The sequence below is a fragment of the Bradyrhizobium macuxiense genome (assembly GCF_001542415.1).
GTDB lineage: Bacteria > Pseudomonadota > Alphaproteobacteria > Rhizobiales > Xanthobacteraceae > Bradyrhizobium > Bradyrhizobium macuxiense.
The window spans coordinates 222,056-243,174 of record NZ_LNCU01000039.1; the positions used below are offsets into that span (position 1 = coordinate 222,056).

Genomic DNA, 21,119 nt, shown 5'->3' on the forward strand with positions numbered 1-21,119 from the left:
TCCTCTCGACATCCAGCCCCAACAAGCATCACGGGGTCTGCACGATGTCTCTTTCTCTCGATCGCGAAGTAAAGCCAGCGCCACTCATCCTGTTGCGTCCAGAATCGCTCGCCGCGCCGGAAGCTGCATCTCCGATGCAGGTGATCCGTCGCAACGGCACGGTGTCGAAATTCGATGCCAGCAAGATTTCGGTAGCTATGACCAAGGCGTTCCTCGCGGTCGAGGGACATACCGCGGCCGCCTCGCGCCGGGTGCATGAGATCGTCGAGCAACTCACCGCGGAGGTCGTCAGCGCGCTGTCGCGGCGGATGAGCGAGGGCCGCAGCTTCCACATCGAAGACGTGCAGGATCAGGTCGAACTGGCGCTGATGCGCGGCGAGCACCACAAGGTGGCGCGCGCCTATGTACTGTACCGTGAAGAGCGGACAAGGCAGCGCATCGAGCAGGACGCGGCGAAGGCGGCAAAGCCCGTGGCCGGACCAGCGGTCCAGGTCACGCTGCGTGGCGGCACCAAGGTGCCGCTCGACCATGCGCGGCTGACGCTGATCATCAACGAGGCCTGTGCCGGCCTTGATGGCGTTGACGCTGCGCCCGTTATCGCCGAGACCGAGCGCAACATCTATGACGGCATCGGCCAGGACGAGCTGGCGCTCGCCTCGGTGATGGCGGCGCGCACCTTGGTGGAGCAGGAGCCGAACTACACCTATGTCAGCGCGCGCCTCTTGCTCGACAAGCTGCGCACCGAGGTGCTGTCCTATGTGCTGGATGTCCCGACCAGCGCGTCGCAGGCCGACATGGCCTCGCGCTATGCCGAGTATTTCCCGGCTTACATCAAGGCCGGCATCAAGGCCGAGCTGCTCGATCCGGAGCTCGCTCGCTTCGATCTGGCGCGGCTCGCCGCAGCGCTTAAGCCGGAGCGTGATCTGTCGTTCCAGTTCCTCGGCCTGCAGACGCTGTACGATCGTTACTTCCTGCATGTCTGCGGCAACCGTATCGAGCTGCCGCAGGCGTTCTTCATGCGGGTCGCCATGGGGCTCGCCCTGCGCGAGATTGACCGCGAGGAGAGCGCGATCGAGTTTTACAATCTGCTGTCGTCGTTTGACTTCATGGCCTCGACGCCGACCCTGTTCAATTCCGGCACGCTGCGGCCGCAGCTCTCGTCGTGTTTCCTGACCACCGTGGCCGATGACCTTGACGGCATCTTCAAGTCGATCAAGGACAACGCGCTGCTCGCCAAATATTCCGGCGGGCTCGGCAATGACTGGACCCGCGTCCGCGGGCTCGGCGCCCATATCAAGGGCACCAATGGCGAAAGCCAGGGCGTGGTTCCATTCCTGAAGGTGGCCAACGACACGGCGATTGCCGTCAACCAGGGCGGCAAACGCAAAGGCGCGGTCTGCGCCTATCTCGAGACCTGGCATGTCGACATCGAGGAATTCCTCGACCTGCGCAAGAACACCGGCGATGACCGCCGCCGTACCCATGACATGAACACCGCAAACTGGGTGCCTGACCTGTTCATGCAGCGCGTCGAGGCCGATGGTGAATGGACGCTGTTCTCGCCGGACGAAACGCCGGATCTGCACCATCTCTATGGCAAGCCGTTCGCCGAGCGTTACGCCTATTACGAGGCCAAAGCTGCGCGCGGCGAAATGCGCGTGTTCAAGCAGATCCGCGCCGTCGACCTCTGGCGCAAGATGCTGACCATGCTGTTTGAGACCGGGCATCCCTGGATCACGTTCAAGGACCCGTGCAACCTGCGCTCGCCGCAGCGCCATGCTGGCGTGATCCACTCATCGAACCTCTGCACCGAGATCACGCTAAACACATCTGACGACGAGACCGCCGTGTGCAATCTCGGCTCGATCAACCTCGCCAGCCACATCCAGGACGGCCGGCTCGACGATGTCAGGCTGAAGAAGACGGTGACGACGGCGATGCGGATGCTCGACAACGTCATCGACATCAACTTCTACACCATCCCGGAAGCGCGCTGCTCCAACCTGCGGCATCGCCCGATCGGTCTCGGTCTGATGGGATTCCAGGACGCGCTACATATGCTGCGCATTCCGATAGCGTCCGATGCCGCCGTGGCCTTCGCCGACACCAGCATGGAGGCGATCTCATATCACGCGATCTCGGCCTCCAGCGATCTCGCCGCCGAGCGAGGACGCTATCCGTCGTTCGAGGGCTCCCTGTGGAGCCAGGGCATCCTGCCGATCGATTCGATCGACTTCGTTGCCGATGCCCGCGGCGCGGTTGCAATGGACCGCACCAGCACGCTTGACTGGACGGCCCTGCGCGGCCGCGTCACCTCGGTCGGCATGCGCAACTCGAACGTGATGGCGATCGCGCCGACGGCGACGATCTCCAATATCTGCGGCGTCGTGCAGTCTATCGAACCCGCCTACCAGAACCTCTATGTCAAATCCAACATGTCCGGCGACTTCACGGTGGTGAACGACCATCTGGTGCGCGACCTCAAGGCGCGCGGGCTGTGGGACGATGTCATGGTCAACGACCTCAAATATTTTGACGGCAGCGTCGGTGCGATCGACCGTATCCCAGGCGACCTCAAGGCACTCTACGCGACAGCCTTCGAGATCGATTCGCGTTGGCTGGTCGAGGCCGCCGCGCGGCGGCAGAAATGGATCGACCAGGCGCAGTCTCTCAACCTCTATATCGCCAATCCCTCCGGCAAGAAGCTCGACGTGCTCTACCGTCAGGCCTGGTCGCTGGGCCTGAAGACGACCTATTACCTGCGCTCGCGCAGTGCGACCCATGTCGAGAAGTCAACGCTAAAGGGTACCGACGGCAAGCTCAACGCTGTCTCGCCAGTGGCGCTGACCTCGCCGGTCCCCGATCTACCGGGCGCCATTGCCTGCTCGATCGATAATCCCGACTGCGAAGCCTGCCAGTAATCAAAACAAAGGAACCGACATTATGCTCGACTTTTCAGAAACTGCGACCACAGCCCGCCAAGAGTGCGCGCCTTTCATGCCGCCGTGCTTCGCGACGGCGCCCGCCGAAGCGGACGAGGCAACCGGCCTCGGCACGATCGACCGCCATGGCGGCCGCGTCTCGGTCGACGAGAAGCGGATGATCAACTGCCGCGCCGACGTCAACCAGTTGCTGCCGCTGAAATACAAATGGGCATGGGAGAAATATCTCGCCGCCTGCAACAATCACTGGATGCCGACCGAGGTCTCGATGCAGGCCGACATCGCGCTGTGGAAGTCGCGCGACGGCCTCTCGGAGGACGAACGCCGCGCCATCAAACGCAATCTTGGCTTCTTTGCGGCCTCTGAAAGCCTGGTTGCCAACAACATCGTGCTGGCGATCTATCGCCATCTCACCAACCCCGAATGCCGGCAGTATCTCCTGCGCCAGGCCTTCGAGGAGGCGGTGCATACCCACACCTTCCAGTACATCGTCGAGAGCCTCGGCCTCGACGAGGGCCAGCTGTTCAATATGTACCGTGAGGTGCCCTCGATCACCGACAAGGCGGCGTGGGCGATCAAGCACACCCAGCATCTCGACGATCCCGATTTCACGATCGGGACGCCGCAGGCCGGTCAGGCGTTCCTCCGCGACCTCGTTGCCTTCTATGTGATCTTCGAGGGCATGTGGTTCTACACTGGATTTGCGCAGATCCTCTCGTTCGGCCGCCGCAACAAGATGGTCGGCATCGCCGAGCAGTATCAGTACATCCTGCGCGACGAGAGCATCCATTTGAACTTTGGCATCGACGTGATCAATCAGATCAAGATCGAGAACCCGCATCTGTGGACGTCCGCGTTCCAGGAGGAGGTACGCGGCATGATCCGCGAGGCGGCCGAACTCGAGGCCGCCTATGGCCGCGATACGATGCCGCGAGGCTTCCTTGGGCTGAACGCCGCATTGTGCGAGCAGTACATGTACTTCATTGCCAACCGCCGCTGCGCGCAGATTGGCCTCACGCCGGTGTTCGCGGAGGCGGAGAACCCGTTCCCGTGGATGTCGGAGGCGATGGACCTGAAGAAGGAAAAGAACTTCTTCGAGACCCGCGTCATAGAGTATCAGAACGGCGGTGCGCTCGATTGGGGATGAACTGATTTGCGATGACCATTGCCTGCGCATACGGATGATGCGAGCCGGACGGTCGTAGTGTCGGACATTGCCTCTGACGCGCCATGCTGCGCCGCCGGACCACTTTGATCATCTTGCGAGCGAAGTGGTCCGGATTGCTCGATTGATTCTGATCGTTGTCGCTTCGTTCATCGCGCGACCGGGTGATGCTGCCTTTAAACTAAGCAAGCAGAGTGCGAATCGAGGCTGCGGCTACTGCGAGCATGTCAACGCGAGGATCGCCTTCGAAGGGGCTTGAAGCTTACGCGGCGTCATGTTGTACATTCTTAGCCCTGTGTTTTGCGATTGAGCAAAATGGGGCCGGGGATGGTAACAAACGCGGGTGGCGGACAAAACCCGACGGTCGTTGGATTGCTTCAACGAGCCTTGGAGACGGACTTACCTTGGCCGCATGCTCTTGAACGGAGGCATCTGGCGAAGCCGGCAAAACCCACGGCGAGAGCATCAATCCAGCTCGCGCTGCAGGCCGGCACCAAGATACGACCACATGCAGCCGGCGTTGCTTTGTCTGCGGATGCTCGACGACGGAATTTCCTGCACGCCGGCGGTAACTGCATCGAGCGGCCGCAGGACTTCTTCTGGGGTTCGGTGCAATGGATGCGCCGCAATGACAAGAGTACAAGGTCCACTTCGATGACCGGGCCACGGCGCACATTGACACTTTTCCGCTCCGCGTTGCGGAGTTCCAGAACAAGAAGTGCGACTGGAGTCCGGGTCCCCGACAACGAGAAACGATGACATCCATGCCGATCGTCGTCAGCGGCGAAACCGTGAAACTACTGAGAGTGTCAGGTCAAGCCGAAATGGAAGGGCCCTCGGATATAAGACCCGTGGAGGAACAGGATGAAGGCGACGCTAGGGGAATTCCAGGCGCTCAGGCTATTGGGTGCATTCTCGAAGATCGATGACGAAGACAAACGAAAAGCCGTGCTTGAACACGTCGAAGCCGAAGCTGGGTCTTCGACGAAGCCTAAAAAGAAATAATCGACAGTTTCGGCCGCCTCGTCGCCGAGACGGCCGACTGGAAGAAACGCCGCACTGCCAAAATGCGCTGGCGTCGAGTGGCGCAACCGAAGCGGCCCGCTGCCAAATTAGGTCAATTTTCGACCAGTCCAAACCGCTGTGCCGAAACACTAGCTCGTCGGCAGGCCCAAATTGAGGCGATCGAAGTACCAAGACGGATCGTCCCCAGACGAATCTGTCTCGATATAGTCTTCGTTCGAGTTATCGTCCTGACTTCCTTCAACAGGATCCTCGCTCTCCGCTTGGAGATACAGTCGAGGCTTGTCTGTACGCTGCCATTCATCCTGGTCGTTCTTCGTCCACTTATCAGCATGTTGTCTAGGGTCGAGCACGAACTCGTTCCCACCCACGTCAACAAAGCCCATCTGCTCCAGACGGGGCTTCGCTTCATCGTTAGCAGGACGCGACATGATCAAAGGCCGCTTGCCGTCAAGCCGAAGTTGATGTTCGAGCAGGACATCGCCGGCGTTCTCAACGAGCGGATGAGTAACTCGGAGAGCTACGACAGATGAGATGTTTTTACGGCCCGGAAAGTGTTCCTCCTGCCACGCCTCGCCTTTGATGCGGACGCCTGGATCCGTCCTTAGGAGTCCGACACTCTTATCGCCCAGCTGGTAGCTGAAGTACCGCGAACCAGTCTTGTGATTTACGGTCGCGCCGGCTCTAGCGACCATCGCGGTGCTCTCTGCCTTGGACGACACGAAGTCCGAGTACTCTTGCGGATTGTCGGCTATGTGCTTCACATCGTCACCGTAAAAGTTCCTCAGTTCTTGCCTGAATGTATTGCTGTTCATCTCGTAAATAGGAGGCTCGGAGGTGAGGGAATACGTACGCGTCGCCGACGATGAACCAGACGCGGCGTCTGCAAGCGTCTGCCTAAACATCCGGTCATCCGCTACCTGCCCGGATTCATCGGCTTGGCCCGCGCTTGTAGATGGGATGGACGGTCCAGTGATTCTGCCATACATGCGAGTAGTTCTCCTATCGACAGCATTGGGTCCTGGTTGACGTCGGTCTACTCAAGACCGGTCAGTAACTTGAGCGAGCGAGCTGACCACAAGCTGATGTAAAGAAAAGCGCACGGCTGCCGGCCCTGACGTACTCGCGCGCGTCAAGCTGACCGACCATGTCGGGGCCCATTGGTTTTGTTCCGAGTTTGCACGGGGTTGCACGGCTGCCCTCCAGCTGAAGCCGACATGCGCGTATACATCCGCGTTAGCTCACCATCGGTTCACCAGATGGTGCTGACGCTTCAACGCGAAGGTCCCCAACCAGCAGCGCCGCAGGAGCTGCTAAGTCGTTGATTTATCGTGCTCCGGTTATGTTCCCGCTACGTTTCGCTCAGCGGGCGCCCCGATTCATTGCGATTTTGGGCAATCTAAAGATAGTCTGAGCTAAAGTGGTCGCGCGCCGGCGTTTTTCGGCATAGGTTTTGACTAGGTTGTCAGGAGACGAGCATGGCTGCCCGCACCGAAGGCGCCGGTCGCTTGCACGCTGATTTCAAGCGAGCGGCGAATGACGAGCTAACCAAGTTCGAGCGCCGCGAGCGCGAGTTTCAAAAAGAAGACCGCGACGAACGAGCCAAAAGGTTGCAGTTGCCGGTGGAAAGATACAACCGTGAGGATTGGCGCGTTAGGAAACCATCAAGGCCATTTCATAGAGCCTGAGAGGTCTGGCCTCGCCTTTACGATGTCGTGCGCAACGCGACACGCGACTTCGGCGGCGACGGACATAGTCAGCGCGAGGTTTGACCGTGTTGAACGCTGTATCGGATCGCACCACGCCGAGCCTAGCCATCGCTCCCGCGGTCGAGGTGCTCCTTGACGTTTATGGGGGGGAGCACCAGCGGCTTGGTTTTGCGGGGCTGCTCGTACCGGGACGCGAGATCCAGGAGCCGCCGCTTGATAAACGGGTCGGCCCGATCGGCAAGGTCGCGAACCAGACGAGCCCGCTGCCTGTTAAATTCATCATCCAGCATGGGATCACCAAATAATTCAGTTTGTACTGCGGATCGGTCAACATGGCTAGCCGTTGAATGGCGTGTGGTTAAGCGAGCCGGGATCAGTTGCGGCTTCGTCCTGCAAAGAGTGCGGTGGGCGTCACCCAGCGTACGTCTGCCAAGCCTCTGAGGGCAGCTCGATTCTCGAACTGCCTGTCCACGCTCCGGACTTGTCCTAATCCTTAAGGTAAGGCGCTGTTCCCAGAGGAAGCATGTTCCAGAGCAAGTAGGCTCCGCGCCGGCGGTTGTAGTCGTGCGTCCGGTTGGGGGCTTGAGATGTTCACCTGCACGGCATGCGGCTGCGGTAACGGCCGATTCGACTTGCCGATAATCCTTGCTGGGAAATAGCAGCTTGCCACAAGCGTCGCTATGCGCGCGGCAATGGTAAGAATGCAATGTCGCTCATAAGTTACGCGTGACGTGTTCCTTCAGCCTTACGGTTTCCTTCGGTTCGTACGGAACGGACCAATCCGTGCGCTTCCTAGTTGTGCAAGCAGACAAACGTAGCTAGGTCACATTGGGCGATTTGTTAGGCCGCAACTCTTAAATCTGTCTAAGACGATCGGCGATTGTGACTGTCCACCCGACGATCCGGGATGCGTTTACATTCCGTGGTCAGTCGGCAGGGCGCTGACGAGCCTTGAAAGGTGCGTGATCGTACCTGCCGTGTCGTCATTGCGTCCGCTTAACTCCTATTCCTGACCTCCTCCCGTCAAAGGATATGCTGGCTCGAGGCGCTGCGGCAGAGTCTTTGAGCGAGGCCGCCAGTCGCGGGCTTCATCCTATTGTCGGAGCGTCACCTCCGCGGTCCTTGCAGCTCCAGCATTTGTCGATTCGCTCGAAGTCGAAATGGCGTGCAATGGTGGTTCAGACGCCGAGACCAGGAAAATGCGTCCGATTTCGGCAAATATGTCCATTCCATCCCTGAGGCCCAGTTCATGAAAGGCGCGGCGCGTGATGCGCGACAGGATCTGTGCGGCCGAAACTCCAGTCTCGAGCGCGAGCACCAATGTGACCTCTGCCGCGCTGAACGGCAAAGAGGCCTTGATGCGCGCTGGCAAGACATTGAGGATGGAGCTTGCGCGCGGTGCCTCGCGAGCGATGCCGACGTCGCTGGCTGCGATGCGCAGCCTTTGACGCGCGCCGGGTTTGAGGGGGGTCCCGGCACCAACAGGCGGGCGCCTTTGAGGCGGAGGATGATGAGCCCATAACGTCCGTCGTAGCCGCCGACCACGGCGTCAAGGCTCACAGCGGCTTCGTCGCGCCCCGCAAGCCGCTGCGCTGGATCGGTCTGCAAGACATGCAACGGCCCAGCCGCAGTCACCCTTCCGTCTTCCATCATGACAAGATGATCAGCAAAGCGTTCGACGTCAGCCAAATCGTGGCTGACATAGATCATCGGCAGCGTGAGCGTTTCATGCATCCGCTCGAGGAACGGCAGAACCTCCTGCTTGGCGGAGCGATCGAGCAAGGCAAGCGGCTCATCCATCACAAGTAATCGGGGCTGGGACAGTAGCGCGCGGGCTATGGCGACGCGCTGCCGCTCGCCGACGGAGAGATGTGAGGAAGAACGGTCAAGGAGCGATGCCAAGCCCAGCAGTTCGACCACTTCCTCAAAACCGGCCAGCGTTGGTTCCAATTTGGGCGCGGCATCAAGCAGATGGCATCTGACCGACGAATGAGGAAAAATGGTCGGATACCGGACCACATAGCTGACGGGACGCAAATGCGTCGGGCGAAATGTGCTCTCATCCTGCCACACCTCGCCATCGATCTTACAGAAACCAGTCGGCAGATGCTGGAGGCCTGCGATGCAAAGCGCCACCGTGGTCTTGCCGCAGCCTGGTGGGCCGAAAATAGCCGTCATGCCACTTGCCGGCACGCTGAATTGCGCGTCGAGCGGAATGCTCGCGAGCGAGCCGCTGAAGGCGACTTTTATATGGCCCGGTTTTGCAGTCCTCACGTGCCCGGGCCGCATCGTTCGATCCAGGCTACAATCGGGGCCACCACAAGCCACAACGTCACGATGGTGTACGAAAAGCCAGCTTGTTTCGCTTGGCGACGTCTGCTCGCGGCTATCCCGTAAGGAGCGGAGGCAAGATTGCAGACCATCGGCTTTATGATGCGCGGCATTTTGAGCGCCTCCGTGTCATTCATCAGCGCCGCAGTGGAATTGCGCGGCGCGCGCCCATCGATTGCACGGGGGAAGTCGCTTAGCGGAACTGCGGTGCCATGGCCGATCACTCTGCTCGAGCGGAGTCGCCGGCAGGTGGAGACAGCTGAAATGGACCGGCTTGCATGATCTAGCTGTAGAACGGTCGGCTCGTATCATAGCTCTCCAGTGCCTTGTGTGCGGTCTTCAGCTTGAACGGGCCTGCAATCTCCCTGGCGCGCAGCACGAGGGTGCGCTCCAACCGCCAAATTAGTGTTCACTGCTCCAGCGCTTCCGAGCGTGAGCAGCATCAGAGCCGCAACGATCAGAATCAACTGGACCAGTCTCAGCTTCATCGGGACTCCGAGCGTGAGCTGCTGCGCCACTTCCTTGCGGCGGCTCTCGGTCCTCTCACAGCAAGCTGCGTGCCGCCCCCGGAATTGTGCGCGCGCGGCTTGATGGGGTGAAATGCGAGCCGCCAGCGCAGCGTCCCGGCCGCGCGGTATGCGTCCAGTTTCCGACGTTGATGTCTTCAAAGGGACATAGATACCAGACGAGAGCCGCACCCAACGGCGCCGGCTTTGGGCCGCATGCATCGAGGCGGAGGCCGGTTCGATCGTCGGCAGCCGTCTCGCGCCGGGCTGCCGCGATCGTCAACGAAGCGTCAACCAGCAGAGGTCACGCGCCTCCTCGCTGGTCGCTTGAAGCGACCGCCTGGCCGCCTCGATCGTGATCGAGATCCGGGACGGATGATATCGGAAAACAGAGCTGCCGGATAACTGAGTAGCAGACCGTTTGGAGCGAAGGAGGGGACGGCCACGGCTTGAATCTCTTTGCACGTTCGGTTTGAACGCGTGCCGTGCAAGCCATTCTCTCTTTTCATGCGGAAAGACATTCGACGATCTCGGCGTTCTCCTCTTTAGCCCGTTGGAATGGGTAACACCGAATACATCGGCCCCGCACGCGAAGCGGAATACGCAAACGTTCGTCCGAGACATGGTTCCCATGCCAGCCCCTGCCTGTCAGATCGGGACCCAGTTCCAGACAAAAACCTCAGCCAACTTGAGCGGAAAACAGGGAGGGGGCCGGCCATATGACGCGCGAGAGAATCTGAATTGTGCAAGTCGAACGGCGACACAGAGCGGTCTGCGCGAGGCGTGCTCACGGATCAGCCGCCCTTTCGTTGTCAGGAGCATGACGACGGGTTGGACCGCCCTTCACAAGGCATCCAGAGTTACAGGGCCAGGGTTTTCACCGCCGCTCGTGGCCGGCCAGATGTTTCGAGACGTAGGCGTGAGATTAGCGTCCCACCCCGCGCCCAAAATAAGGACTTGAAGCGTACGTAGCGTCAGGTTGTACGATCGACGCAGGCGGCTGTCGCTTCTCGAAACTTCGCCTCGGGCAGTAAAGAACTCGAATGTCTCAACGTTGTAAAGTTCACTCCGCGAAGGTCCTTTGTGTATCCTTGCGGAGAGCTCAGTACGAAAAGTGGCTATGCACGGCATAGGTTGGGGCCGAACTGCACCGAAGCCGGACGAGCAGTTCGAGGTCTGAACGGACCGTCTTAGCGTTCGTGCTGTTGGACTGGAGGGCAGACCCGGGCGAGGTACGATGTTCAATGTTCCGCACCGCCCTTCGCGGATGGTCGAGTTTACAGGACCGTAGGTGTCATAGACGTCAAGTGCTGACTGGGAATGAACTGCTTACTCTCATCAACCAGCTATTGTGTCACCGACACACTTGGTTTGACCCAACTCGGAACCACCCGGCATTCGGCCGGGATCCGATCGTCTTGTAGGGATGTCGTTCGTCCACCCACTTCGCGGCAAGGATCGTTTGGAAGCCGACTCGGTCATCGCTTGATGGTCAGATTGTAAGCGGGTGCCAGCGGCGCTCTGATAGCGATCGCGCGCCCAGGCCAGCACTCTCCCGCTGTTTCGGCCGCAAATGAAGTTGTTCTCGGCTGCGAGTAGTTCCGTGTGCCAACGAGTCGAGGGCGTTGCTTTGATCGGGAGAGGGACGAGAGCGCGCCACTGCCATCCTTGTTTCCAAGACCTTCGGTTTGTCTTCTGCCTGACAGGCCATGTTGCACATTGCGCGAGACAATAGCGAAGCACACGTAGCTTAAGAGAGATATGGTGAATCAAAAGCGACGCACTTATTGGATCTGCATGGCATATCGCTTTGCAGCGGCCATCGCTGTTCTGGCGACTACAACAACTGCGTATACAAGACACGCTCGAGCGCGAGATCTGAGGCCGGCAGAGACATTAGCGTCGTGCAGACCGGACTTGGTCCGCTTCTGTGGCCATTTTACTGGGCGAGATGACCCAGATGCCGCTATGTTTTGTCTCAGAGAGAACTTTAAGGCCTTGCGTGCCAAATGTCGCCGCGTGGTTCCAGGTGCGACGGAGATAAGGGGGCACGTCAGACGAGGCGGCATCAACAAGCTGCTATCTCCGAGCGTCTCCGCCCGGAAGAAAGCATCCGAGTTGCAAGGCCACAACGTACCAGAGGAAGCCGTCCTACTGATGCGGCGCTCGGATTTGTCATTGCGCCGAGGGAATCGAAACAATCAGTAGGGAAGAAAGAAGCTTTGCCCCACCAAGATTGGTAGCTGGTCCAGCGACGGATACGTGACTACGAGCGTAGCCAATTGTCATCCGGCCATCGATCGATGGCGCACATGGCGACAGTGGGGCTACGATGCGATCTGGAGTAAGTGTTTGGGCGGCCGCCACGGTTGCGCTCATTGGGGGCGGTGCGGCCAACTCAGCAGACCTAGAGCCAACGGTGAAGCTGTCATCGGCGGTGTGGAGTTGGTCCGGAGGATATGTTGGCGTGCACGTCGGCGGTGGTTACGGCCGCACGTCCTTCAGTAATCCCTACGGTCCCTCAATCTATGGGGATGTCGTCGATACCCCTGCCTTCCTGGCAGGTGGCCAATTTGGCTACAATTGGCAGAACGATAGTTGGGTTTTGGGCGTCGAACTGGACGCCAGCCGGGCTGTTTCCGATGGCACAAATAGCTGCCTCGCAGCCGCCGGCAATATTGTGAGCGCAAACTGCAAGGCAAGCCCAACCGCCTTTGTCGCCGGTACCGGTCGTCTCGGTTACGCTTTTGGCCCGCAGGGGCACACGCTGGCTTACATCAAGGGAGGCGTAGCCTGGCAAAATAATCGCGGGGACGTCGTCAACAACAATGAATATTTTGGCTTCATGTCACAGGAGACAACCCACTTCGATTATGGTCGTGTCGGGGGCATCATCGGGTTCGGCATCGAGCAGGCGTTGACGCCGGCATGGTCGGTCAAATTCGAGTATGACTCTTTGCAATTTGGCGGGCCGAGCGTGGTGACCTCTCCGACCGTGCAGTTTCCACCGTTTGCAATTCTTCCCCAGAACACAACCAGCCTGTCCAGCAGCTATCAGATCGGAAAGGTCGCTCTCAACTACCATTTTGGCGCCGACCCGCGAGCGGCGCAATGGTTCGATCCGCAGCTGTACGCGAAGACAACCGACCTCATACGGCCAATTGCCTTCGCAGCGGGGTGGTCGTTCGAGGGCGGCTCGCGGCTGTGGCTCAGCCGGGGACGATTCCAATGGGACAACAGCGCTGTGCCATCAATCTCCGGAGATCCCAGCATCCTTGAATCGAGGCTTACTTATCACCGGCTGGACGGACTTTCCGGGGAATTGTTTGGCCGGCTCGACAGCCCCTGGGGGATATTCCTGAAGGGCTACGTTGGAGCCGGGCGCTTCAACCGCGGAAACATGAACGACGAAGACTGGGGTATCTACGGCGGTATATCCTACACCGACACGATATCTGGTCAGTCGAACGGAAAGTTCACATACTACACGGCCGACGCTGGCTATGATCTCCTGCGCGGCACCGACTACAAAGTCGGTGGATTCATCGGCTGGACATATTACGGCCAGAAGTCGGACACGCCAGGCTGCGTGCAGCTCGCCAACTTCTTCTTTCCGTGCCTTGAGCCCAAGCGACAACATGATCATCGGCAAACAGAGTACTCATTGGAATGCTCCGCGCATCGGCGTGAGCGGTGAGACCATGTTCGCCGAGCGCTGGCGCGTCAGCGCCGACATTGCCTATCTGCCCTGGACCGATTTCAGCGGTCGTGACAACCATCTCTTGCGCCCGACGACCACCTTCTTTGATCAACGCGGGAATGGTGGCGGGGGAGTGCAGGCTCAAGGGGTGTTGTCGTACTTCATCACCAACAATTTCAGCGTGGGAATCGGCGGCCGTTATTGGGCTATGTGGACCAAAAAAGACAGCGATTTCATGTGCAGCGGCTGCGGCGGCCCGGGCACGATCGCTGGGCCTGAATTTGCGAAGTACAGTATGGAGCGTTGGGGCGTATTCTTCCAAGTCGCTTATAAGCTCGACTGAACAGACCCGATAGCTGGCAAGTCCTAAGTACCGGTCGATCAGACGGCTGCGAAAAGGAGAGAGTCATTTGGTCGATTCGGGGGAGGCCCGAAGTGAAGCTGCCGACGACGCTATCCGTTGCGAAAGACCAATAGCTGCATCGATATCAACGCACGTGAAAGCCAAGCGTCGCGGACGGTACAGTTCCGTACAAGGAGATCTGCCAGATCGGAGCGGCTCGTTTGTTCCCGCGACTGATGCGTGCCGGACGATAGCACTTCGCTGACCGTCTTCCCGACCGCCGGGATCTCTTGGCGAGTCCGCGTTTCGAGCGTTGGTGTCGGAGCAGTTGCCTACGCATATAAAAGCTCAGCTACACCGTAAGTCCGGTCACAACGGGTCCTGTTTGCAACATGATGCCCGCGAAGATGCGGAGGACGGTACCTTTGTTGCGGGATTGTTGACGGGGTCGGTTCGCCCCTGACATCGAGGATCGGTCATCGGATCGAGCAAGAAAGGCCGTCTACGTCAGCTTCCAGCGATCTTTCTGGAACCGGCAACTAAGCCCATCATGGTATTCTCTAATGAAACTGCACTGTAATGGCGAAGAAGTGCGCTTAGGCAGCTCCCAGTAGCGATATGCGATTGCCCAGAAAGCATTTATTCATCACACGGTTGGCGGCATCGGCCGTGAACCTATTTCAGAGCCGGAAAGTCAAAGGAAATGTTTTCGCTAACAGCTTCTCAAAGGCAGAATGATGTTCAAGAAGGCGATTCTCAATGAGCCTCCGATCCGCATCAGGTAATTCTGTCTGAAGCAACTTACGACAACGCCAAATGTGGTTGCGTACCGATCTAATCTCACTGAGCTTATCATCAACCGAGCTCATCGCGCACGCCGACTAACTTCCAACTAAACCCTTGAAGGGACCAATCGCGCCGCTACGCAGCTAAGCCACCGCTCCATCACGCCGGGGTATGCCAACTGGTTTCGCTTCCAAGCTTTTGCAAGGCGCGGGCCAATTTGCTCCGGGACATTGCGAATAGTGCGGTATACGCAAGGCGTTCGATCGATATCACTCTGCCACCGCCAGTTTGATGGTCATTTGCGGTAGATCTCGAATTTTATCCGCATTGTCGGCGCGCCCGGTGGGGAATTCCTGCACGTCACGAGGAGGTCGGGTCCACACCACAGAGCGGCAAAGGCCGTTAAACCGAGGCTGGGTCGTAGCGGAACGCAAGTCTTTTGGGGGCTAAGGCAATACACCCGTGCAGCGATAAAGGCTCCGTTATTTTGACGCTTCGGTGCTTTGCGAACTTTGTGAGTGTTCGATTGAAGACGTCATGTTCTGTGAGTGGCGGAATATCACCGTATGCAGGCTCGAACAGGTCCGGGGGCGCGAGCAGCATCGCTCTGAATGGACGCGTGATGCGGTCTCTATCGATTGCGACACAAAACGGAAAATTGTCGTGCACGAGGCATTCGCGGTTATTGCTCGACAACCGACACTTGGGCGAGATCTGCTCGTTTTGATGAATCAGCTTACACCAGATTACCTATCCGGCATGTTCCAGGCGTGAGTTTCGCGAAGCGACGGGACATCGTCGCGCCGTGAGTTTGGAGGTTCCGTCATGCGAGCTTGATATTGACGGCCGACGACGTGGCGCGGCTCGCGGACGTTCGAGAGCGTTGCACCTTCAGGTGCGTGACGTTTGAGCTGACTGCAAGATCTAGGATCGACGTCCTGACGGGTACCCCTCCCGGTTCGGAGGAGCTCGGCGGCTGCGATCGGCCGAGAACTATCATTCACACGTGATCGATCAACAAAGATGAGCTGAGACAGCGGCCTGCCCGGCGCCGAAAACTCGTCGTCAGACTTTGGAAACCGTTCGATTCGGCCGCGCCGACGCCGGTGATGCTTTGTCGCTGGCTGCGTCAGATTCGAAGGGCGCTGAACTGAAAATCTCGGACCGGGCTCGAGCGCAAGCCGCTAGGCAAGCCCCCCGAGTGAGACGTCCATAGGAGGACGTGGTCCAGAAGGCGAGTCGGGCACAAAAAGCACGCCGGCCTGTCAACGTTTTGTCGTGTTTCCGCAATGTCGAGTTGAAGGCATCAATGTCGCGAGTCCGACTAAGGTGCAAGCGTTCCGCGCGAACGTCGCAAAGCGCGCGGCTTTTGCCCGTCTAAGCAAAGCTCGCAGGCTTCTTTTGCGGCATGCCATTTGCTGGATGGGAAGAACAAGATAAGCGGCGACCACTGCAAGCCTTGCAGTCGCCAGTCAGGGAGGTTGAACGTGACGAAGAGATTCGTCGAAGGTGGGCTGATAACGAAGATACGACGGATTCTTGTCCTGCGAAGCCGTGCCGGCATTCGGCGGCCGTGCTCGGGATTCCGTCATCGCTACTCGCATGTCGTGGCATCGGCGAATAACCACAATCCAGACCGCGACCGAAATGTCATCCACTCTCCGATCGCCGTCAGCGGACAGACCCGGAGCAGTGCGCATTGTCGATCAACAGCCGCAAAGTCCGGCCCGCTTCGTGTCGAATCTGCCGCAGTTCGCGCGGTCGCGACTTTCGACGGAGACGATATAGCAGCGTTCAAGTGCGACTACGCGGATCTCATCCCCGTCCTGATCCATAGCCTGCTGCTGGCCGCGCGCCGAAATCCTGTCCGCCATAGCTACGTTCTGGCTCTATGCCGGCGCCTCCGGCACCGCATTCGAGCCTCGCTTGCCTTTGTAGAAGCATTGCTCGGGGCGCCAATCGCATGTTGGCCGGGTAAGACACGACCCGGCACGTTTGGCTCGCTCGGTCTCACACGGCCACAAACAGCATTGGCTAGCCTGAAAAGGCAATCTTCACGTAATCCCGCCGAGAGGAGAAGATCTAGTGTGTGGGGCTGCGGCGCGTGTCCTTGTTCGCTTGGGAAGGGACCATCATGGTAATCATCGCAGCCGCTCCGCCGGCGGCGCCCTCGCGTTCCTGGTATAAAATCCCCTACGTCCAGGTACTTATCGCAATCCTGATCGGCGTCATGGTCGGCTACTTGTGGCCTTCTGTTGCGACAAATGACTGGATCAAGGCGCTCGGCGATGGATTCATCAAGCTGATCAAAATGCTTGTCGCGCCGATCATCTTTTGCACCGTCGTATCCGGCATTTCGCACATTCAAGATGCCGGAAAGGTCGGCCGGGTCGGCATCAAGGCGCTGGTCTATTTCGAGGTTGTTTCCACTTTCGCCCTGTTGCTTGGTCTGGTCATAGGCAATCTGTTCCCGATCGGCCATGGGCTCGCGGTCAAGCCCGATGCCGTGGCTGTGGCCGGCCTGGTGAACAAATCAGAAGCGCAGAAGGGGGTCGATTTCGTCCTCAACATCATTCCGGACAGTGTGGTCGGGGCACTCGCGCGGGGCGACATCCTGCAAGTGCTGCTGTTTGCCATTCTGCTCGGCTTTTCGCTGATGGCCCTGGGCGAGAAGGGTGCGCGGTTGCGTGGGATCATTGACGATGCCGCACACGCAGTATTCGGCGTCATTGCCATCGTGATGAAGGCGGCGCCAATCGGCGCCTTTGGCGCCATGGCCTATACAATCGGAAAATTCGGACCAGCTGCGCTCAGCAATCTGGTCGGATTGATCCTCCTGTTCTATGCCACGGCCGCGCTCTTCGTCGTGCTTGTGCTCGGCCTGATTGGGCGCATGATCGGCTTTTCCATCTTCAAGTTCATTGCGTATATCAAGGATGAGCTATTGATCGTGCTGGGTACCTCGTCTTCGGAAAGCGCGCTCCCGCAGCTGATGAAAAAACTGGAACGGCTGGGTTGTTCGAAGCCGCTGGTGGGCCTCGTGGTGCCGACCGGATACTCATTCAATCTCGACGGTACCAACATCTACATGACGTTGGCGACGTTGTTCATCGCGCAGGCGCTCGACATTAACCTGACCTTAGGCCAGCAGTTCACAATCATAATTGTAGCGATGCTTACGTCGAAAGGCGCAAGCGGTGTCACCGGCGCCGGCTTCATCACGCTCGCAGCGACCCTGACGGTTGTCAGTCCCGCGCTGGTTCCAGGCATCGCGATTATCTTCTCTATCGATAAATTTATGAGTGAGGTGCGTGCGCTCACAAATGTCACGGGGAACGGTGTTGCCGCTATGTTTGTGTCCTGGTGGGAGGGCGAACTCGACCAAGCGAGCCTATGCAAGCGACTCAACCGGGAAGACCGACCCGGCGATGTCGGGACATCCGAATAGGACGGGGTAGGTGGCAGTGTTTCAATTGCGCGCCGTGTTGGCGAAGGAACATGGCGCCGGTCGTGATCCTTCGATCGCCATCGGCGACATCGCCACCGGCTGATGGATTGGCATTTCGGCGTGAATCTCACGTTTCGTCTGGCGGTGGTGGCAGACGCGCATCGGGTGCGGGGAACTCGGGGAGAGCGCACCCCGACCTATAGCGTGATATTGCCTCCATGGCATCGGCGGAGCTCATCGCCCAATCTCGTGGCGGACGATACATCGGTTATTGCCCGGCAAAGGTCACCGTGGACCAGAGCAGGAAGCGCGCCAGCCATCAGCAGGATGCACGAAGCTGCACACCGGCCGACGGCCGCGCTTTCTGCGACTACCAGACGAACTTCGCGCCGTCGGGCAATTCGCAGACGAATTCGCCCTGGCTCACGGCTTCCGCCGATCCGGCAGCCAGCTTGGAAGCCCGCACGGTGAGCCTGCCGTCGCGGCCTAGGCTGTGGCGAATGTATTCGGTCACAGGATGTCCCGAGCTGTCCAGGGTTTGATGCGGATCGGCGAAGCTGATGCCGTTCTGGGCGGACACCCTGAAGGCACGGATAGCCAGCCCGCCCTGCACGGCCGGTCCGGGTTTGCCGCCGTCGGCGGTGGTGCACCGGCTCAGGTCCAGTATGACTTTCACATTCTTGCCGTCCTGCAGGGCACTGAGCACCTCGGCATATTTCGGCGAGGGCTCATCGGCCCTAGCGATCGCGCTCGCGCCTGCAGCCGACAGCAGGGACAACAGGATTGACAGGCATCTGCCACGGAACTGCATATTGTATTCTCCTCGATGGGAATCAAAGTCAGCGCAAGCGCCAGCTTACCCAGCCTCGTGCTTGGCGGAATCCGGACATCTGGCGCGTTTGCCTTCCGACAACACCACGCGTTGCAACCGCAAGCTAGTCTTTGCGAAGGCTAATCGAACGTCACAAACTCGTATGTGAGCTTCGAAATGACCCGACGATTCCGCATCCCTCGCTCAGAACCTAGCCCACACGATCGACTCGGTCGCAACCAGGCGGCATTTCGCGAGCGTATTGGCCAGGCAGCCACGCTGATCCCCGTACTGCGCAATCAAATCGAGATCTGTGCGCCGGCGCAGTAAGACCAAGCAGTCTGACGTTTGATGGGAGGATGCATGGACTGGATTAGTCGGTCGAAGCGAGATCAGCTCATTCTGCCCATGCTCCAGGCCTGGCAGGTTCAGCAGTCATCACACCACCCACGCGATCGCCTATCACCGACGCAGTGGCCTTGCATCGGGGAGGTTATCCTGGCCAATGGCCGACGACCGCGCTCATAACCGGACATTTGGTGCAGTCAATCCGATTAAGATTCAGCTGGCAATGGTGTCACGACATTGAGCTCTCGGGTCTAGTATGGTCTCCGTACCTGAGCGCCCATTTCTAAGTCCCGAAGCAGGGTATAATTTCCTCGAATCCATTGATGCAGCTCGGTCGACCAATCCTTCTCGTTCCGCAGATATCCAGTGAAGGAGAAACTCAGTCGGTTTATGTAGGCCTTTAGAAATGTTGGCAGCGCGGGGATGCGGAGCACACGCCCGTCATCCATGATGTCAGGCAATGCGCCGCGTAGCGAGAATTCATTGTGGACGGTGACCAGCGCCCCGGCCGGCGTCTGTCGCCGCAGCATCTCATAGCTGCGCCATGACATACGATCAGTGCCTGCGACGAACAGGATGATCGGGAGGACATAGCGGCGCACCGTCTCATTCATGAAGCGAATCTCTTCGCACGTCTTGAAAAATTCGTCGAACGCATGACAGCCAAGGTCAATCACCTTGGCCACCCGATCGTGGACGATAAGCGGGTCGATCAGTTGGACCTTGCCGAACGTATCGGTCACATCTGCGGTCTCCGTGATGTGAGGGAGGTAATCGAGCAATGACGGCTCCCTCAGATTGACATCGAAAGAGAAAGCCGTGCCGTTCTTCAGTACCAGGAATTCGCTTACAAGGCGAGCGATCAGGGTTTTACCGACCTGCGGGCTAGGAGAGCAGATGATGTAGATGGGCGTCGCTAACATAGCCGGCAGAATCAATCGAGTTTCGTACGTTGGCTCAGCCCGTCACTCGCCGCATACGCGGCTACTTCTCGCCGCTGCGGGTCATCGACTTCGCGCCGGTCAATTCGGTCAAGTTGATGCGGTCATACTCGCCCCAGACATTTGCGAGCACACGAAGGAGTAGTTTGCCGGCTCATCGCGCCGCCCCTTGTTCGCGACGAAGTCGACGAAGGGCACGGAAGCGACTTCGACTTGCTCATAGGCCATCGCGTCGAGCTTGGGTATGGTCAGCTCGGTCGCATACTTGATGCGATGGAAATAGGAGTTGTAGGTCGACTGGTCCCACTGGAAGAACTGGGTGTCGTTGATGAAGTTCTTCACCAGGAAGTATTTCGCGCCGCTCATGAAATCGGCGGTTTCGGCGATCTCGTCCAGCGAGGCGATGGAAGGGCCAAGTATATGGAACACGGCAAATGTGATTTGACCGGACCGCGCGGCATCCAAAAAGCCGATGTCGCGCAAAGAACCCAACGCTGCAGACAATAGGCCAGCGCGCGCATCAATCACGGTGACGGATAGTCCGGAGTTTAAGGTATCAAAAATCTTCATCTGATCCGCGGTCGTCGTCATATCGACGATCTCGGTGATGTCAGGGTGAAAACGCTTCAACGTTCCCCGCGGTGATTCCGTGTCAAAAGCGCGTGTCTGCACGGCATTGTTGCTGAAGTAGTCGAGGAGCGTTCGCGATACTGTCGTCTTTCCAACGCCACCCTTGTCCGCGCCGACCACAATCACAACTGGCTTCACCATGGAATTCCCCTGAGGCACTCGCTTTCGCGCCGGCGCGACATGCGCCAGCGGCAGGCGTCTGCTTTGGGTGGGAAAATGGCAGAACGAGGGACAGTTGAGTTTTTGATGCGTCATCAGAGTGTTTGGTCGACAGCTTTCATTGCCCGGCCGCCAGGAAGTGGAATGCAATGACGACGATAGAGCGAAGAGAGCGGTAGCGCTGATGTTGGCTCCAACGAACTTCCAACACCTGATCGAGGAATTTAGCATGGGCTCGACCGCGGAGATGTTTGCGCTCGGATAACTGTCTCGTCGT

The 21,119-nt window shown here is 58.7% G+C and carries 12 protein-coding genes and 2 pseudogenes; 9 read left to right on the top strand and 5 right to left on the bottom strand.

The window, feature by feature from the left end:
• Positions 1–44 precede the first annotated feature (44 nt).
• The 3 genes from AS156_RS11990 to AS156_RS42810 all read left to right on the top strand — a co-directional run bounded on the left by AS156_RS11990 (position 45) and on the right by AS156_RS42810 (position 5,112).
• Positions 45–2,921, top strand: coding sequence for a ribonucleoside-diphosphate reductase subunit alpha (locus AS156_RS11990; RefSeq protein ID WP_066503912.1), 2,877 nt, complete (start codon positions 45–47; stop codon positions 2,919–2,921).
• A gap of 22 nt (positions 2,922–2,943) precedes the next feature.
• Complete coding sequence (locus AS156_RS11995) at positions 2,944–4,089, top strand: ribonucleotide-diphosphate reductase subunit beta (protein ID WP_082747456.1); 1,146 nt, start codon at positions 2,944–2,946, stop codon at positions 4,087–4,089.
• A gap of 882 nt (positions 4,090–4,971) precedes the next feature.
• On the top strand, positions 4,972–5,112 hold the full coding sequence (locus AS156_RS42810) for a hypothetical protein (RefSeq protein ID WP_160331082.1): 141 nt from the start codon (positions 4,972–4,974) through the stop codon (positions 5,110–5,112).
• Between the two features lie 149 nt (positions 5,113–5,261).
• Here AS156_RS42810 and AS156_RS12000 read toward each other — a convergent pair whose 3' ends face one another.
• Positions 5,262–6,035: a host specificity protein gene (locus AS156_RS12000; RefSeq protein WP_066504139.1), complete on the bottom strand. Its 774-nt coding sequence runs from the start codon at positions 6,033–6,035 to the stop codon at positions 5,262–5,264.
• Between the two features lie 573 nt (positions 6,036–6,608).
• Between AS156_RS12000 and AS156_RS41945 the strand changes: the two genes are divergently transcribed.
• Positions 6,609–6,818, top strand: coding sequence for a hypothetical protein (locus AS156_RS41945; protein WP_136626150.1), 210 nt, complete (start codon positions 6,609–6,611; stop codon positions 6,816–6,818).
• An 86-nt stretch (positions 6,819–6,904) separates the two neighbouring features.
• Positions 6,905–7,144 (top strand): hypothetical protein, encoded by a 240-nt coding sequence (locus AS156_RS42815; protein WP_160331083.1) that lies wholly within the window; start codon positions 6,905–6,907, stop codon positions 7,142–7,144.
• A gap of 788 nt (positions 7,145–7,932) precedes the next feature.
• On the opposite strand, the pseudogene modC reads toward AS156_RS42815, so the two are convergent.
• Positions 7,933–9,128: pseudogene (gene modC, locus AS156_RS45970) on the bottom strand (molybdenum ABC transporter ATP-binding protein).
• 123 nt (positions 9,129–9,251) lie between these two features.
• Between modC and AS156_RS41950 the strand changes: the two are divergent.
• The 4 genes from AS156_RS41950 (at position 9,252) to dctA (ending at position 17,953) form a co-directional block, all read left to right on the top strand.
• Positions 9,252–9,452, top strand: coding sequence for a hypothetical protein (locus AS156_RS41950; protein ID WP_136626151.1), 201 nt, complete (start codon positions 9,252–9,254; stop codon positions 9,450–9,452).
• Between the two features lie 2,643 nt (positions 9,453–12,095).
• Positions 12,096–13,373 (top strand): outer membrane protein, encoded by a 1,278-nt coding sequence (locus AS156_RS12025; RefSeq protein ID WP_245312734.1) that lies wholly within the window; start codon positions 12,096–12,098, stop codon positions 13,371–13,373.
• Complete coding sequence (locus AS156_RS44285; RefSeq protein WP_245312736.1) at positions 13,315–13,719, top strand: hypothetical protein; 405 nt, start codon at positions 13,315–13,317, stop codon at positions 13,717–13,719. The genes AS156_RS12025 and AS156_RS44285 overlap by 59 nt, the downstream gene beginning before the upstream one ends.
• Positions 13,720–16,639: 2,920 nt before the next feature.
• Positions 16,640–17,953, top strand: coding sequence for a C4-dicarboxylate transporter DctA (gene dctA, locus AS156_RS12040; RefSeq protein ID WP_066504141.1), 1,314 nt, complete (start codon positions 16,640–16,642; stop codon positions 17,951–17,953).
• Between the two features lie 370 nt (positions 17,954–18,323).
• On the opposite strand, the gene AS156_RS12045 is transcribed toward dctA, so the two are convergent.
• The 3 genes and pseudogenes from AS156_RS12045 to AS156_RS12055 form a co-directional block, all read right to left on the bottom strand.
• Positions 18,324–18,764: a VirK family protein gene (locus AS156_RS12045; protein WP_066503929.1), complete on the bottom strand. Its 441-nt coding sequence runs from the start codon at positions 18,762–18,764 to the stop codon at positions 18,324–18,326.
• Between the two features lie 599 nt (positions 18,765–19,363).
• Complete coding sequence (locus tag AS156_RS12050; protein ID WP_066503933.1) at positions 19,364–20,035, bottom strand: hypothetical protein; 672 nt, start codon at positions 20,033–20,035, stop codon at positions 19,364–19,366.
• A 61-nt stretch (positions 20,036–20,096) separates the two neighbouring features.
• A pseudogene (locus AS156_RS12055) lies at positions 20,097–20,824 on the bottom strand (P-loop NTPase family protein).
• Positions 20,825–21,119 lie beyond the last annotated feature (295 nt).

What these genes read in the sequence shown, in the direction of transcription:
- AS156_RS11990 (WP_066503912.1), top strand. Translation starts at nt 45, where the DNA reads ATGTCTCTTTCTCTCGATCGCGAAGTAAAGCCAGCGCCACTCATCCTG.
- AS156_RS11995 (WP_082747456.1), top strand. Translation starts at nt 2,944, where the DNA reads ATGCTCGACTTTTCAGAAACTGCGACCACAGCCCGCCAAGAGTGCGCG.
- AS156_RS42810 (WP_160331082.1), top strand. Translation starts at nt 4,972, where the DNA reads ATGAAGGCGACGCTAGGGGAATTCCAGGCGCTCAGGCTATTGGGTGCA.
- AS156_RS12000 (WP_066504139.1), bottom strand. Translation starts at nt 6,035, where the DNA reads ATGTTTAGGCAGACGCTTGCAGACGCCGCGTCTGGTTCATCGTCGGCG.
- AS156_RS41945 (WP_136626150.1), top strand. Translation starts at nt 6,609, where the DNA reads ATGGCTGCCCGCACCGAAGGCGCCGGTCGCTTGCACGCTGATTTCAAG.
- AS156_RS44285 (WP_245312736.1), top strand. Translation starts at nt 13,315, where the DNA reads ATGATCATCGGCAAACAGAGTACTCATTGGAATGCTCCGCGCATCGGC.
- dctA (WP_066504141.1), top strand. Translation starts at nt 16,640, where the DNA reads ATGGTAATCATCGCAGCCGCTCCGCCGGCGGCGCCCTCGCGTTCCTGG.
- AS156_RS12045 (WP_066503929.1), bottom strand. Translation starts at nt 18,764, where the DNA reads ATGCAGTTCCGTGGCAGATGCCTGTCAATCCTGTTGTCCCTGCTGTCG.
- AS156_RS12050 (WP_066503933.1), bottom strand. Translation starts at nt 20,035, where the DNA reads ATGTTAGCGACGCCCATCTACATCATCTGCTCTCCTAGCCCGCAGGTC.